Raw genomic sequence first — 14,945 nt, forward strand, 5'->3', positions numbered from 1 at the left:
CGGCGATCCGGGGCGCTGCGGGTGAGCGCCACGGGCGTCGAACGCCCGGTGCACGGGCCCGTGTCCGCCACGGAGGATGGAAGCCGCGGCGTGGTCCCGACCCTGGCCGAGCTGGTCGCCCTGCGCCAGGCGGCTGCCGGCCGCAGGGTGCCGCGACGCGGCCGCCATGGCGCCAGCGGCCCGGCCCCGGCGCCGGTGCGCGGCCGCGGCATGGAATACGCCGAATCGCGCGCCTACACGCCCGGCGACGACGTGCGCCACATCGACTGGCGCCTCACCGCGCGCAGCGGGCGCATGCACACCAAGCTGTTCCAGGCCGAACGCCAGCGGCTGACCCTGCTGGTGGCCGATACCGCGCCGGCCCTGTATTTCGGGACCCGCGTGCGCTTCAAGTCGGTGCAGGCGGCGCGTGCCGGGGCGGTCGCCGCGTGGGCGGCACTGCGCGACGGCGATCGGCTGGCGGCGCTGCGCGGCAGCCATGACGAGCCGCCGGTCCCGCCGGCCGGCGGATCCCGCGGCGCATTGCGCGTGCTCGATGCGCTGGTGCGCTGGTATGCGCAGCCGCCTGCCGGCGATGCCGGGCTGGCCCTGGCGCTGGAACACGCCCGCCGCCTTGTGCGCCCGGGATCGCGGGTGTACGTGCTCGCCGAGCCGGCGAGCATCGGCGCAGTGCCGCGGGCGGCCTGGGCCGGACTGGCCGCGCACCATGAGGTGGTCGTGCTGCTGGTCCAGGATCCGCTCGAGCGCGATCCGCCGCGCACGCGCCTGCCGTTCGTGGACACGGGGCGGCGGGTCGAAGTGGACCTGGGGGCCGAGCGCGACTTCGGGCGCTGGCGGGCGGCGTTCGGCGCCGTGGCGGAGGAGGCCGCCGACGCCTTGCGCGCCCATGGGGCGCGGGTGCACCTGCTGTCCACGGACGCCCCCAGCCATGCCTGGCTGCCCGCCACCGGGGCCGGGAGCCTGCCTGCATGAGCGGCGCCGGGCTGCCGCTGCGCGACGTCCACGTGCCGCCCGCGCCGCCGTGGTGGCCGCCGGCGCCCGGCTGGTGGCTGCTGCTGGCGCTGCTGGCGGCCGCGCTGGTGGCCTGGGCGGCCTGGCGCTGGCGCCGGGATCGCCGCCGGCGCCTGGCCGGGCGGTTGTTCGATCGCACGGTGGCCGCGGCGGCGACGCCCGCCGAACAGGTGGCCGCGATCTCTTCGCTGCTGCGGCGCGCCGCGCGACGGGTGCAACCCGGCGCCGACCTGCTTGCGGGCGACGCCTGGCTGGCGCTGCTCGAGCGCGACCTGCCCGGGGGCGGCGGCCTCGGCGAGGGGCCGGCGGGCCTGCTGCGCGACGGCGCCTTCAGGCGCAGCGTCGACGGGCGCGAGGTCGATGCGCTGCGCCCGATCGCGCGCGCGCGCTTCGTCGACTGGATGCAGCGGCGATGAACGTGCTGCACGACGCGCTCGCCGGCCTGCTGGCGTCGTTCGCCTGGCCCTGGTGGCTGCTGGCCGCGCCCGTGCCCTGGCTGGTACGCGTGTTGCTGCCGCCCGCGCGCGATGCCACCCCGGCCCTGCGCGTGCCCTGGGGCGGGCGCCTGCACGGCTTCGCCGGTGGCGCGCGCCGGCCCGGCGTGCACGGCATGCCGTGGCTGGCCTGGCTGGCGTGGACGCTGCTGTGCGTGGCCGCCGCGCGCCCCCAGGTGCCGGGCGAGGCGGTGCAGCCGCCGGTGTCCGGCCGCGACCTGATGCTGGCCGTGGACCTGTCCGGCAGCATGGGCGAGGAGGACATGCGCCTGGGCGGCCGCGTGGTCGACCGCCTCACCGCCGCCAAGGCGGTGCTCTCGGATTTCCTCGATCGTCGCGAGGGCGACCGCGTCGGCCTGATCGTGTTCGGCCAGCGCGCCTACGTGCTGTCCCCGCTCACCCTCGACCGCGAGAGCGTGCGCGGCCAGCTGCTCGACAGCGTGGTCGGCCTGGCGGGCCGCGAAACCGCGCTGGGGGACGCCATCGGCCTGGCGGTGAAGCGGCTGCGCGGGCAGCCGGCCGGGCAGCGGGTCCTGGTGCTGCTGACCGACGGGGTCAACACCGCCGGCCAGCTCGACCCGGACAAGGCCGCCGAGCTGGCGCGCGAACACGGCGTGCGCATCCATGCGGTGGCCTTTGGCGGCGACCTGCCGGGCCTGTTCGGGCTGCGCATGCCCGGCCACATGGCCGAGATCGACGAGGAAGCGCTGCAGCGCATCGCAACGGCCACCGGCGGCCGCGCGTTCCGCGCCCGCGACGCCCGGGAGCTGGCGGGGATCTACGCCGAGATCGACCGGCTCGAACCGGTCGAGCGCCCCGGACAGGCGCTGCGGCCGCCGGTGGAGCGCTACCACTGGCCGCTCGCCGCGGCGCTGCTGCTGGGCCTGCTGGCCACCTGGCGGCCGCCGCGCCGCCCGCGTCGCAACGCCGATCCGGCCGGGGCGGCGCCATGACCGACGCCCTGTCCCAGCTGCAGTTCATGCGCCCGGCCTGGCTCTGGGCGCTGCTGGCGCTGCCGCTGCTGGCGGCATGGTGGTACCGGCAGCGGCGGCGTGCCGGCGTCTGGCAACGCCATGTCGATCCGCACCTGCTGCCGCACCTGGTCGAACCGGGCGGGTCCGGCGCGGGGCGGGTCGGGCTCGGGGTGCGCCTGCTGGCCTTCGCCCTGGCGGTGTTCGCCCTGGCCGGGCCGGGCTGGCGGCAGGACACGGCGGTGGTGCGCCAGGACGGGCGTCCGCTGGTGGTGGCGCTGGAGCTGTCCGAGGCCATGCTCACGCCCGACCTGCCGCCCTCGCGGCTGCTGCAGGCGCGGGCCTGGCTGGCCGCGCTGCTCGACGCCCACGAAGGTGGGGTGGCCCTGGTGGTGTTCGCCGACGATGCGTTCACGGTCGCCCCGCTCACCGACGATGCCGCGAACGTCGCGATCTTCCTCGACGCCTTGGCACCGGACCTGATGCCGGTCGACGGCCACCGTCCGGCCCGGGCGATCGACCACGCGCTGGAGCTGCTGGCCCGCGCGGGGCACGGGCGCGGCGACATCCTGCTGATGGCGCACCGCGCCGATGCGGCGACGGTCGCCGCCGCCGGGCGCGCCCGGTCCCGGGGCGCGCGGGTGTCGGTGCTGGGGCTGGGCCGGCCGGCGGGCGCCAGTTACCGCGCCGGCGACGGCAGCCTGCGGCCCTCCCGCTTGGACGCGCCCTCGCTGCAGCGCGTCGCCAGCGCGGGCGGCGGTGGTTATGCGAGCCTGGCGGCCGGCGCCGCGGCCCGCGACGCGGTCCTGCCCGGGGCGGCGACGGCCTTCGATGCTGGCCAGACGCAGGCGCGGGCGTCCGGCGGCGCGCGCCTGCTGCACGATGGCGGCTACTGGCTGGTGCCGGCCGTGATGCTGCTGGTGCTGCTGGCCTTCCGCCGCGGCCTGGCGCTGGCGGTGCTGGGCGCCTGCCTGCTGCTGCCGCCCGGGGCCCATGCCGCCGGTCCCGGGGAGGGCACGCCCTGGCGTCGTGCCGACCAGCTCGCGCACGCCCGCATGCTCGAAGGGCTCGAGGCCTACCGCGCCGGGCGCCACGACGAGGCCGAACGCCTCTGGCGCGGGCTGCCGGGGGCCGACGCGGCCTACAACCGTGGCAACGCGCTGGCCCGTGCCGGGCGGCTGGAGGAGGCGCTGGAGGCCTACGACGAAGCGCTGCGGCGGCAGCCGGGGATGGAGGACGCGGTCGCCAACCGGGCCCTGGTCGAGGCCGCGCTGCGACGCGATCCGCCGCCGGGACCCGGAGGCCCGCGCCGGCAACCCGATGCGGGGGCCGAACAGGAGGGCGCGGACCAGCCCGGCGGGGCGGCGCCGGACCAGGGCGCGGCGGCGCCGCGCGGCGACCGCAACGCGGCGGACGGCGCGCCGCAGGAGCAGGACGCCGGAACCGCGGACGCCGCGGATCCGCCGCCGCCCGACGGGGCCGGCGACCAGTCGCAGGCCGACGCCGCCCAGCGCGAGCGCATGCAGCGCGCACTCGACGAGGCGGCGCGCCAGGAGGACGGCGAGGGTGAGGGCGAGGCCACGAGCCGGCTGCCCGCGCAGCCCGATGCCGACGGCGCCGAGCGCGAGCGTCGCGAAGCCGTGGAGGCCTGGCTGCGCCGCGTGCCGGACGATCCGGGCGGCTTGCTGCGCGCGCGCTTCCGCCTCGAACACGAGCGCCGCAGCGGGGGCGGGCCATGATGTCGCCCATGGCCCTGCTCCCGCGCCTGCTGGGGTGGCTGCTGGTGCTGGCCTGCATCGCGCCGGCGCAGGCGGCCACGCGCGCCTGGCTCGACCGCGAGCGCATCGGCGTGGGCGAGACCACCACCCTCAACATCGAGACCGACCAGGCCGGTGCGCGGATGCCTGACTTTTCGGCGCTGGCGCCCGACTTCGTGCTCAGCGGCCACAGCAGCACGCGCGGCAGCGAGCCCGTCGCCGGCGGCGGGCACCGCCCGCGGGTGCTGTTCGCGGTCGCGCTGCAGCCCCGGCGCGAGGGGCTGCTGACCGTGCCGGCGTTGCGCGTGGGCGCCGAGTCCACGGCGCCGCTGGTGCTGACCGTGCTGCCGGACGCCACCGCGCCGGCGCGCGCGGGCGAACCGGTGTTCATCGAGGCCGAGGCGGATACCGATGCGCCGTGGGTGCAGCAGTCGGTCGGCTACACCCTGCGGCTGTACTACGCCACCCCGCTAGTCTCGGGCCAGCTGGACCAGCCGGTCCCGGACGGTGCCGCCGTGCACCGCGTCGGCAGCGACGTGCAGTACAGCCGCGAGATCGCCGGGCGTCGCTACACGGTGGTGGAGCGTCGCTTCGTGCTGGTGCCCGAGCGCAGCGGCACGCTGGTCGTCCCCGGCGCGCGGTTCGAGGGAACCGGGGTGGGCGGGTTCTTCGACGACATGTTCGGCGGCGGGCGGCGGGCGCTGCGCGCGCAAGGCCCCTCCCGGGTACTGCAGGTGCAGCCGGTTCCGGCTTCGGCGCCGCAGCCCTGGCTGCCGCTGCAGTCGATGCAGCTGCGTTACCTGGCCACGCCACAGGAACTGCGCGCGGGCGAGGCGGCGACCGTGGACGTGGAGCTGGTGGCCGATGGCGCTGCCGCCAGCCAGCTCCCGGAACTGCGCCTGCCGCCGGTGGACGGGGCCCAGGTGTTCCCGGAACCGCCGCAGGTGGACGAACTGTTCGAACGCGGCCGGCCACGCACCCGCGTCACACGCCGGTTCGCGGTCGTGCCCGTGCAGGCCGGACCGCTGCGCCTGCCCGGGTTGCGGCAGGCATGGTGGGACGTGGACGCCGGCGTGGAGCGCACCGCGGCGCTGCCCGACCTCCACCTGGAGGTCGAGCCGGGCGCCCCGGCGGCTGCAGTGGACGACGCGGTGCAGGCCGCGTTCGAAGCCGGTCGTGGCGACCGCCGCGTGCACCCGGGTGCATGGCGCTGGCTGGCGATCGGCCTGGCCGTGCTGTGGCTGGGCACCCTGGCCTGGGCCTTGCGCGAACGGCGCCGCGCGGGAGCGCCTGCCCGGCGCCTGCCCCTGGTCCAGCCGCGCGGCGACGCGCCGGCGCCGGCCACGTCCTTGCGCGCGCTGCGCGAGGTGCTCGTCGCCGGCGATGCGCGCGAGCTCGAGGCCGCGCTGTGCGGCCTGGCCGCGCCATCGGCCGCCAGCCTCGAGGCGCTGTCGGCGCAGCTCGACGATCCCGGCCAGCGCGCGGCGATCACCATGCTGCAGGAAGCGCGGTGGAACGACGGCGACATGGCCGCGGCGCGCCGGGCCTTGCAAGAGGCGTTCGCCCGCGGACCGCGCTGGCGCGCGCCGGCGCCGGCGGATGCGGCGGCGTCCCTGCTGCCGCCGCTGTATCCCGGGCCGCGGATGTGACCCGGGCATCGCCCGGAGCAGGCAGCCGCCGTTTGCTAAGCTGCGCAGCCTGTTTCAACCGGAACCCTTGTTGATGAGTGAAACGAGGCCCCGGGGGGAGGCCCGCATGCCCCTGCACTGGAAGATCGCGATCGGTTTCTTCGCCGGCCTGGTGCTCGGGCTGTTCGTGCATTACGGCGCAGGCAGCGACGCGGGCTGGGTCCAGGCGCTCACGCATTACGCCACCACGCCGTTCTCGCAGCTTTTCCTGAGCCTGATCTTCATGCTGATCGTGCCGCTGCTGTTCTCGGCGCTGGTGGTCGGCGTGTCGGAGATGGGCGATATCACCGCGCTCGGCCGGATCGGCTGGCGCACCCTGGCCTGGACCGTGGTGCTGTCGGGCACGGCGGTGCTGCTGGGCCTGGTGCTGGTCAACCTGTTCAAGCCCGGCGCCGGCGTCGACCCGGTGCTCGCGCAGCAGCTGCTCGCCGAGGGCGCCGAGCGCACCCAGGCGATCGTGCGCGACAGCACCAGCCAGCCCACGGGTCTGGAGATGCTGCTGTCGATCGTGCCGCAGAACGTGGTCGGCGCGGCCTCCAACAACGCCAACATCCTGGCGCTGATGTTCTTCGCGCTGATGTTCGGCATCGGCCTGGTGCTCACCCGCAGCCCGCAGACCGAGGTGCTCAAGCGCGGGATCGAGGGCCTGTTCGAGATCTCGATGACCCTGATCGGGCTGGTGATCCGGCTCGCGCCCTACGCAGTGTTCTGCTTCATGTTCAACCTGGCCGTGCTGTTCGGCTGGGACCTGCTGATCAAGCTGGGCAAGTTCGTGCTGGTGGTGGTGGGCGCGCTGGCGATCCACATGCTGGTCACCTATTCACTGGCGCTCAAGCTGGTCGGCGGCTGGTCGCCGAAGGCGTTCTTCAAGGGCGTGCAGGAGGCGATGTTGATGGCCTTCTCCACCGCCTCGAGCAACGCCACCCTGCCGACTGCGCTGAAGGTGGCCGACGAGGAGCTGAAGCTGCCGAAGAAGGTGTCGCGCTTCGTGCTCACCATCGGCGCGACCGCCAACCAGAACGGCACGGCCCTGTTCGAAGGCGTGACGGTGATCTTCCTGGCCCAGTTCTTCAACGTCGACCTGACGCTCGGCCAGCAGTTCATGGTGATGCTGGTGTGCATCCTGGGCGGCATCGGCACCGCGGGCGTCCCGTCGGGCTCGCTGCCGGTCGTGGCCCTGATCTGCGCGATGGTCGGCGTGCCGCCGGAGGGCATCGGCCTGGTGCTGGGCGTGAACCACTTCCTCGACATGTGCCGGACCACGGTCAACGTCACCGGGGACCTGGGCATCGCCGCGCTGGTGTCGGCCGGCGAGACCGACGCGCCGGACGCGTCGGCGCGCGCCGGGGAGGGCTAGCGCCGCACGACTCGGTTTCAACGGTATCGGTTGCGATCGCAAGCACGGCGGGCCCGCCACTTGTCCCGCAGGACATGGGACAATGCGGGCCGCCCCGGTTCGCGGGCAGTCCCCCCATCGCATCCGCCCGACATGACGAAGCCAAGCCGCAGAGACCTCGCCAACGCCATCCGCTTCCTCGCCATCGACGCCGTGGAAGCCGCCAAGTCCGGCCACCCCGGCATGCCCATGGGCATGGCCGACATCGCCGAGGTGCTGTGGAACGACTTCCTGCGCCACAGCCCGGACAACCCCGGGTGGCCCAACCGCGACCGCTTCGTGCTCTCCAATGGCCACGGCTCGATGCTGCAGTACGCGCTGCTGCACCTGAGCGGCTACGACGTGCCGATCGAGGAGCTCAAGCGCTTCCGCCAGCTCGAGTCGAAGACTCCGGGCCACCCCGAGAACTTCATGACCCCGGGCGTGGAGACCACCACCGGCCCGCTCGGCCAGGGCTTCGCCAACGCGGTCGGCTTCGCGCTCGCCGAGAAGCTGCTGGCGCAGCGCTACAACCGCCCCGGTTTCGAGGTGGTCGACCACCGCACCTGGGTGTTCCTCGGCGACGGCTGCCTGATGGAGGGCATTTCGCACGAGGCGGCCTCGCTCGCCGGCACCTGGGGCCTGGGCAAGCTGGTCGCGTTCTGGGACGACAACGGCATCTCGATCGACGGCCAGGTGCAGGGCTGGTTCACCGACGACACGCCGGCGCGCTTCGAGGCCTACGGCTGGCGGGTGATCCGCGGCGTGGACGGGCATGATCCCGACGAGGTCCGCACCGCGATCGAAACCGCGCTGCGCCACGACGACAAGCCGGTGCTGGTGTGCTGCCGGACCACGATCGGCTTCGGCTCGCCGGCCAAGGCCGGCAAGGAGTCCTCGCACGGCGCGCCGCTTGGCAAGGACGAGGTCGAGGCCACGCGCAAGGCGCTGGGCTGGGACCATGGTCCGTTCGAGGTGCCGGCGGCAATCGCCGAGGCCTGGCGCGCCAACGCCAGGGGCGCCGCGCGCGAGGCGGAGTGGAACGCGCTGTTCGAGCGCTACGCCGCGCAGTTCCCGCAGGAGGCCGCCGAGCTGCAGCGGCGCCTGCGCGGTGAACTGCCCGAGGGATTCTCCGCCGCCGCCGACGCCTACATCGCGCGGCTGCAGTCCGAAGGCCCGGTGGTGGCCTCGCGCAAGGCCTCGCAGATGGCGATCGAGGCATTCGCGCCGCTGCTGCCCGAGCTGATCGGCGGCTCGGCCGACCTGGCCCATTCCAACCTGACGGTGTGGAAGGGCAGCCAGCCGGTGACCAGTGGTTCGCCCGACGCCAACTACGTCAACTACGGCGTGCGCGAGTTCGGCATGACCGCGATCGCCAACGCGCTGGCGCTGCACGGCGGCTTCATCCCCTACGACGCCACGTTCCTGGTGTTCAGCGACTACGCGCGCAACGCGGTGCGCATGAGCGCGCTGATGCGCGCGCACGCGATCCACGTCTACACCCACGACTCGATCGGCCTGGGCGAGGACGGCCCGACCCACCAGCCGGTCGAGCACCTGGCCTCGCTGCGCTACATCCCGAACAACGACGTGTGGCGCCCGTGCGACGCGGTCGAATCGGCGGTGGCGTGGAAGGCGGCGATCGAGCGCCGCGACGGCCCGTCGTGCCTGGTGTTCTCGCGCCAGAACCTGCAGCACCAGCCGCGCAGCGAACAGCAGGTGCGCGACATCGCGCGCGGTGGCTACGTGCTGAAGGATTCGAAGGGCGCGCCGGAGATCATCCTGATCGCAACCGGCTCGGAGGTCGAACTGGCGACCGCGGCGGCCGAACAGCTCGGCGACCACGTGCGGGTGGTGTCGATGCCCTCGACCACGGTGTTCGACCGCCAGGACGCGGCCTACCGCGAGTCGGTGCTGCCGTCGTCGGTGCGCAGGCGCGTGGCGGTGGAAGCCGGCGTCACCGGCTTCTGGCGCCAGTACGTGGGCCTGGACGGTGCGGTGGTCGGCATCGACACCTTCGGCGCCAGCGCCCCGGCGGGCGACCTGTACCGGCACTTCGGCATCACGGTCGATGCGGTGGTGGCCGCGGCGAAGGCGCTCTGACGCGTCGTCTGCGCCATCGGTGCATCGCAAGGGCAGGGGCGCTTCGGCGCCCCTGTCGCGTTTCAGGCACCGGCCGGGCGCAGGCGCTCGCCGCGTTCGTCGACGACGGGCGGGACCATCGCGTCCACCCGCGCGTCGCGTCAGTGCGTGGCGCGGTCGTGCCTGCTGCCGCCGCGGCAGGTCGGCGAATCGGGCGCGGCCCCCTGCACGGCCCACTCGTCCGGGGTATAGGTGTGCAGGGCGAGGGCGTGGATGTCCTGCATCAGCGGGCCCAGCGTCCGGTAGACCAGTTGGTGGCGCTGCACCGGGCGGCGCCCGGCGAAGGCATCGCCGACGATCACGGCCTTGTAGTGGGTCTCCAGGCCGCGGCTGTGCATGTGGCTCTCGTCGTGCACCTCCAGGTGCGCGGGCGAGAGCGCGGCGAGCGCGGCGCGGATGCGGTCGATCTTGGCTTGCATGCGGCCGATGTTAGCACCGCGTTCCTTTCGGCCAGGCGAAGGCGGGCGGCCGCGGCGCTACGCGTCCAGCATGTCGGGGCGGAACAGGCGCCGCCGCGAGACTTCCCCGCCCGACACCATGAACCGGCCGCCGCCGCGGTAGTGCACGGTGCGCGGCAGCGCGGGCGACACCGCCGCGCGCAGCCGCAGCACGCGCCAGACGAACAGCGGGTAGTCGCGGGTGATCCGGGCCTCGTGCAGGCGGCATTCGAGGATCGCGTGGCACTGGCCGATCCCGGGCGCAGACACCTCGCGCGAGCGGGTCGGCGTCAGCCCGAAGCGGCGGAACTTGTCGACCTCGCCGCTGGAGCAGTTGCCGATGCCGACCACCGCGTCGAGCAGGTCCACGCCGGGCACGTTGAGCGTGCACTCGCGGCTGCGCCGGGCCAGCGCGTGGCTGTGGTTGTCCTCCCAGACGTAGGTGCCGACGAGGTCGTAGCCGAGCATCATGTGCCAGCCCAGGGTCATGATGGCGCGCTGGTCGCCGTGGGCGCTGCACAGCAGCAGCACCGGGCCGGGCTCGAGGAACCGGCGGGACGCGTCGACCGGCAGGTCGCGCTTGCGGATCGTGGCCATGGCAGGCTCCGGCAGTGGCGTGGGTGTCGGGCCGCGCGGATGCGGCGGGCCGCGCGGCGCTCAGTCCAGCACGTGCACCGCTTCCGCGATGCGGCGCACGTCGTCCTGGGTGTGGCTGACGTAGACCATCGGCAGGCGCACCTCGTCGCGCACCTTCTGCAGCCACGGGATCAGTTCTTCCCGCCGCGCCTGGTCGAGCGCCGACAGCGGTTCGTCGAACAGCAGGATCGCCGGCTGCGACAGCAGCGCGCGCCCGATCGCCACCCGCTGGGCCTCGCCGCCGGAGAGGTTGGCCGGGCGCCGGTCGAGCAGGGCGCCAATGCCCAGCAGCTCGACCACCGCCTCGAGGCTGAAGGTCTCCGGCCCGCGGCGCGCGCCGTGGCGACCGTAGCGCAGGTTGCCGCGCACGTCGCGGTGCGGGAACAGGCGCGCGTCCTGGAACACGTAGCCGATGCGGCGCCGGTGGGTGGGCACGTCGATGCCGGCGGTACTGTCGAACAGGGTGCGGCCGTCGATCACGATGCGCCCCGATACCGGCCGCACCAGGCCCGCGATCGCGTTCAGCACCGAGGTCTTGCCCGCGCCCGACGGTCCAGCCAGGGCGAGCACGCGCGCGTCCTCGACGATGCGCACGTCGCGCTCGAAGCGGCCGCGGCGCAGGCGGATGTCGATGTCCAGCATCAGTCCCGCTCCCCGCGTCGCTGGCGTCGCACCAGCCACTCCGAGGCCAGCAGCGCGGCCAGCGAGATCACGACCGCGACCACGGCCAGGCGCCAGATCCCCGATTCGCCGCCGGGCGCCTGCATCAGCCCGTAGATCTCGGACGAGAGCGTGCGCGTCTGCCCCGGAATGCTGGAGACGAAGGTGATGGTGGCGCCGAACTCGCCCAAGGCCTTGGCGAAGGCGAGCACGGTGCCGGCCACGATCCCGGGCCACGACAGCGGCAGGGTGACGGTGAAGAACACGCGCAGCGGATTCGCGCCCAGGGTCGCCGCGGCCTGTTCCAGGCGCCGGTCGACCGATTCGATCGCCAGCCGGATCGCGCGCACCAGCAGCGGGAAACCCATGATCGCGCTGGCCAGCGCCGCGCCGGTCCAGCGGAAGGCGAAGCTGATCCCGAAGTGCTCGGACAGCAAGCGCCCGGCCGCGCCGCCGTGGCCGAAGGTCACCAGCAGCGCATAGCCGACGACCACCGGCGGCAGCACCAGCGGCAGGTGCACCAGCGCGTCGAGCAGGGACTTGCCGACGAAGTCCACCCGCGCCAGGACCCAGGCGGTGGCAATGCCCAGCGGCAGGCTGGCCAGGGAGGCGGCCACCGCCACCTTCAGGCTCAGCGCGATCGCCGTGGTCTCCTCGGGCGTGAACAGCATGCGGGCCTCAGCGCAGGACGAAGCCGTGGTCGAGGAAGATCGCCGCGGCCTCGGGCGAACCCAGCCACTGGACGAAGTCGCCGGCCATCGGATGCCTGCTGGCCGCGACCCTGGCGACCGGATACACGATCTCCGGATGGCTTTCCGGGGGGAAAGTCCCCAGCACCCGCACCCGCGGCTCCGCCTTCGCGTCGGTGGCGTAGACCACGCCCAGCGGCGCCTCGCCACGCGCGACCAGGAGCAGCGCGGCGCGCACGTTCTCGGTCTCGGCCAGGCGCGGTGCCACGGCCGGCCAGGCGCCCAGGGACGCGAGCGCGGCCTGCGCATGCTTGCCCGCCGGCACGCTGCCGGTCAGGGCCACGGCGAGGCGGCCGTCGCCGCCCAGCAGGGGCAGCAGGTCGACCCCGGGCGCGAGCGCCAGCCCCGGCGCCGGGTTGTCGGCGTGCGCCACCAGCACCAGGGCATTGCCCAGCAGCCCGGAGCGGCTGGCCGGATCGACCAGGCCGCGCTGCTGCAGCCAGTCCATCCACTCGGTGTCGGCGGAGACGAACACGTCGGCCGGCGCCCGCTGGGCGATCTGGCGCGCCAGTGCCGGGCTGCCGGCGAAGGACACCTGCACCGCCTGGCCGCTGCGGGCGGTGTAGGCGCGGGCGGCGGCCTCCAACGATTCGGTCAGGCTGGCGGCGGCGAACACGACCAGCGGCCCTGGTCCCGCCGGTTCCGGCCCGTCGCCCTCGCGGCCGCCGCAGGCCGCCAGCAGCAGCGCGGCCAGCGCGGCCAGCGCGCGCCGGCAGGCCCGCCGGCAGAGTGGCCACCCGAGGCGCGGTGCGCCCGGCGACGGCCGGAGCCGGGGACGGGGGGCTCGGGTCGGTGGCGGCATGTGGCGTCCGGCGGAGGGGGAGGAGGCGACTATAGCGGGCGCGGCCCGTGCCCAGGCAGGGCCGGGCGCGACGCCGGAGCGGGCCTGGGTGGGAATTTTCCTACACCGCGGCGGGTGCGGCCCCGATGGTGGCCGAACCGCGTCACGGCAATCCTGTGACCGCCCCGGCAGCGCACAGGCACAGGACGCTGCTGCACGGACGCCGGCCGCGACGACAGGACACTGCGGGTCGCGCCGGGGCACCCGTTTCTCTGGGGAGCGTCGGCCATGTCGCGTGAAATGATCGAGATCGAGGCCGTGGGCGACGGCTGGCTGGTGCGCAGCGGCGAGGCCTTGCAGGTGTTCGAGACCAAGTTCCAGGCGATCGAACGGGCGCACGCGCTGGCCGCGCGCCGCTACGTGCAGACCGGATGTGCCACGGGCGTGCGGGTGCCGGTGGCCGGCTCGGCGCCGGTGATCGTGGGGATCTGCGGCTAGCGCACGGTCGCCGCGCCGGCGCGGATCGCGTCCGCAATCCCGCGCGCCTGCACCCGCAGTTCCGGGATCGCGGTGGTTTCCCACAGGTCGCCGATGCGCAGCGCCCCGATCGCGAACAGCCCGGGCAGGGCGCGGGCGCGCCGGTCGAGCACCCGCCCGGCGTCGTCGCAGGCCAGGCCCAGGCCATGCCGGCCGGGGATCGCCAGCCCGCGTGCGCGCATCGCCTGCAGCAGTGTGCCCGGGCGCAGCTCGATGCCGGTCTCCACTCCGCTGGCGTTGACGATCCAGTCGACCCGCCGCGTGTGCTCGTGCAGGCCGTGGCGCGGGCGCACATGGAGGCAGCTTCCGCCCTGGGGATGCGGGGTGACCGCGCGCAGGCGGCCCGCGACCAGCTCCAGCCTGCCCTCGGCGCGCAGCCGCGCGATCCTGGCCGCCACATCCGGGGCGATCCGGTGGCGGTGGATGTCCCACCAGCGCACCGCGTGGCGCAGGAACCGCCGCTGCTCCGCGGGGTCGAGCGAACGCCACAGCGCCTGGCCGTGGGGGCGCAGCCGGTCCATGGTCCACTGCCAGGGCTCGTCGCCGGCGGCCGCCCGCCTGCGCAGCAGGCGCATCCGCGCGCGCACCCCCAGCGCCAGCAGGTCGTCGACGTCGCCCGCCGCGGGCGGGCCGCCGGGCGCATGCGCCAGCGGCGCGAGCCCGCGCCGCGACAGCGCCATGAGGTGGCCGCGCCGTCCCGGGCGGCCCAGGACGAGCGCGGCATCGACCATGCTCAGGCCGGTGCCCAGGATGCACGTGTCCGCGCCGTCGGGGATCGCGGCCACCGCCTCGTAGTCCCAGGCCTCCACCACGCGCGCGCCCGGGTGCAGCAGGAACGGCGGGATCCGGCGTGGCGCGTTGCCGGTCGCGAGCACCACCGCACGCGCCGGCAACGCGGCGCCGGAGGACAGGTGCACGCGCCAGCCCGCGCCATCGCGTTCGAGGTCGGTGGCGCTGGCACGCAGGTGGGCCGGCGCGACGGCGGCGGGCAGCGCCTCCAGGGTGGCGCGCAGGTACTGCGCGAACAGGGCGCGCGGGGCGAACTCCGCCCCCAGCCGTGCATGCGGCATCCGGCTGCGGCCGGCGAGGAAGTCCACGAAGTGGCCGGGCCGCTCCTCGAACGCGCTCATGCGCGCGGCCGGCACGTTCAACAGATGGACGGGCTGGGTGGTCGAGTAGGCCACGCCTTCCCCCAGACGGGCGCCGGGTTCGACGATCGCCACCCGCGGCGGCGGGCCGCCGCCCGTGGCCAGCCGCAGGGCGACCAGCACCCCGGCGGCGCCACCGCCGACCACCACCACGTCGAACCCGCCCGCCGCAGGCGCTCCGGTGCCCATGCCGGCCGTCGACCGGATCCGGATCAGGCGGCGTCGTCCGGCGGCACGTAGCCGGCGGGCTTGTCGGCGCCGCCGCCGAACAGGAACTTCTGCATCTCGGCCTCGAGGAAGGCGCGGTGATCCGGGTCGAGCGGCGAGAGGCGGTTCTCGTTGATCAGCATGGTCTGGTGGGCGAGCCACGCGGCCCATGCCGACTTGCCGATGCTGGCGAAGACCCGCTTGCCAAGCTCGCCCGGCCACGGCACGAAGTCGAGACCCTCGGTTTCGCGCTGTTCGTACTGGCAGAAGATGATCCTGGCCATGGCGGTCCGTGGAAGCTGGGAGCCGCCATTGTAGGAGGCCGTGCGCGCCGTTGCCCGCGGGCGTGCGG

General features: G+C 74.8%; 15 protein-coding genes. 8 read left to right on the top strand and 7 right to left on the bottom strand.

Annotated features, from left to right (window positions below; genetic code table 11):
* Positions 1 to 15 precede the first annotated feature (15 nt).
* The 7 genes from FQY79_RS08290 to tkt all read left to right on the top strand — a co-directional run bounded on the left by FQY79_RS08290 (position 16) and on the right by tkt (position 9,399).
* Positions 16 to 972, top strand: a complete 957-nt coding sequence (locus FQY79_RS08290; RefSeq protein ID WP_425463198.1) for a DUF58 domain-containing protein — start codon at positions 16 to 18, stop codon at positions 970 to 972.
* A complete protein-coding gene (locus FQY79_RS08295; RefSeq protein ID WP_146312427.1) occupies positions 969 to 1,427 on the top strand; it encodes a DUF4381 family protein in 459 nt (152 codons plus the stop codon). Before FQY79_RS08290 ends, FQY79_RS08295 begins: the two co-directional genes overlap by 4 nt.
* Positions 1,424 to 2,458, top strand: coding sequence for a vWA domain-containing protein (locus FQY79_RS08300; RefSeq protein ID WP_146312428.1), 1,035 nt, complete (start codon positions 1,424 to 1,426; stop codon positions 2,456 to 2,458). The genes FQY79_RS08295 and FQY79_RS08300 overlap by 4 nt, the downstream gene beginning before the upstream one ends.
* Positions 2,455 to 4,215, top strand: a complete 1,761-nt coding sequence (locus FQY79_RS15780; protein WP_146312429.1) for a tetratricopeptide repeat protein — start codon at positions 2,455 to 2,457, stop codon at positions 4,213 to 4,215. The genes FQY79_RS08300 and FQY79_RS15780 overlap by 4 nt, the downstream gene beginning before the upstream one ends.
* A gap of 8 nt (positions 4,216 to 4,223) precedes the next feature.
* Positions 4,224 to 5,882, top strand: coding sequence for a BatD family protein (locus FQY79_RS08310; protein ID WP_246123043.1), 1,659 nt, complete (start codon positions 4,224 to 4,226; stop codon positions 5,880 to 5,882).
* Between the two features lie 73 nt (positions 5,883 to 5,955).
* Positions 5,956 to 7,278: a dicarboxylate/amino acid:cation symporter gene (locus FQY79_RS08315; protein ID WP_246123044.1), complete on the top strand. Its 1,323-nt coding sequence runs from the start codon at positions 5,956 to 5,958 to the stop codon at positions 7,276 to 7,278.
* A gap of 132 nt (positions 7,279 to 7,410) precedes the next feature.
* On the top strand, positions 7,411 to 9,399 hold the full coding sequence (gene tkt / locus FQY79_RS08320; protein WP_146312432.1) for a transketolase: 1,989 nt from the start codon (positions 7,411 to 7,413) through the stop codon (positions 9,397 to 9,399).
* Between the two features lie 140 nt (positions 9,400 to 9,539).
* Here tkt and FQY79_RS08325 read toward each other — a convergent pair whose 3' ends face one another.
* From FQY79_RS08325 to modA, 5 genes are read right to left on the bottom strand one after another with little or no spacing between them, the layout of a single operon-like run.
* Positions 9,540 to 9,857 (bottom strand): BolA family protein, encoded by a 318-nt coding sequence (locus FQY79_RS08325; protein ID WP_146312433.1) that lies wholly within the window; start codon positions 9,855 to 9,857, stop codon positions 9,540 to 9,542.
* A 57-nt stretch (positions 9,858 to 9,914) separates the two neighbouring features.
* The gene (locus FQY79_RS08330) at positions 9,915 to 10,472 is read right to left on the bottom strand and encodes a flavin reductase family protein (protein WP_146312434.1); all 558 of its coding nucleotides are present in this window, start codon (positions 10,470 to 10,472) and stop codon (positions 9,915 to 9,917) included.
* Between the two features lie 60 nt (positions 10,473 to 10,532).
* The gene (locus tag FQY79_RS08335; protein ID WP_146312435.1) at positions 10,533 to 11,153 is read right to left on the bottom strand and encodes a molybdenum ABC transporter ATP-binding protein; all 621 of its coding nucleotides are present in this window, start codon (positions 11,151 to 11,153) and stop codon (positions 10,533 to 10,535) included.
* Positions 11,153 to 11,842: a molybdate ABC transporter permease subunit gene (gene modB / locus FQY79_RS08340; RefSeq protein ID WP_146312436.1), complete on the bottom strand. Its 690-nt coding sequence runs from the start codon at positions 11,840 to 11,842 to the stop codon at positions 11,153 to 11,155. Before modB ends, FQY79_RS08335 begins: the two co-directional genes overlap by 1 nt.
* A gap of 7 nt (positions 11,843 to 11,849) precedes the next feature.
* Positions 11,850 to 12,722, bottom strand: coding sequence for a molybdate ABC transporter substrate-binding protein (modA, locus tag FQY79_RS08345; RefSeq protein ID WP_146312437.1), 873 nt, complete (start codon positions 12,720 to 12,722; stop codon positions 11,850 to 11,852).
* A 267-nt stretch (positions 12,723 to 12,989) separates the two neighbouring features.
* Here modA and FQY79_RS08350 point away from each other — a divergent pair, with 267 nt between their 5' ends.
* Complete coding sequence (locus FQY79_RS08350) at positions 12,990 to 13,199, top strand: hypothetical protein (RefSeq protein WP_146312438.1); 210 nt, start codon at positions 12,990 to 12,992, stop codon at positions 13,197 to 13,199.
* Here FQY79_RS08350 and FQY79_RS08355 read toward each other — a convergent pair.
* Together FQY79_RS08355 and FQY79_RS08360 are read right to left on the bottom strand one after the other, a co-directional pair.
* Complete coding sequence (locus FQY79_RS08355; RefSeq protein WP_146312439.1) at positions 13,196 to 14,575, bottom strand: FAD/NAD(P)-binding protein; 1,380 nt, start codon at positions 14,573 to 14,575, stop codon at positions 13,196 to 13,198. The two genes, FQY79_RS08350 and FQY79_RS08355, sit on opposite strands and share 4 nt — an antisense overlap.
* A gap of 23 nt (positions 14,576 to 14,598) precedes the next feature.
* Positions 14,599 to 14,877 carry an oxidative damage protection protein gene (locus FQY79_RS08360; protein ID WP_146312440.1) on the bottom strand — a complete coding sequence of 93 codons (279 nt, stop codon included), beginning with the start codon at positions 14,875 to 14,877 and terminating at the stop codon, positions 14,599 to 14,601.
* Positions 14,878 to 14,945: the final 68 nt, after the last annotated feature.

Origin of the sequence: Luteimonas wenzhouensis (assembly GCF_007859305.1) — a bacterium.
GTDB classification, from domain to species: domain Bacteria; phylum Pseudomonadota; class Gammaproteobacteria; order Xanthomonadales; family Xanthomonadaceae; genus Luteimonas; species Luteimonas wenzhouensis.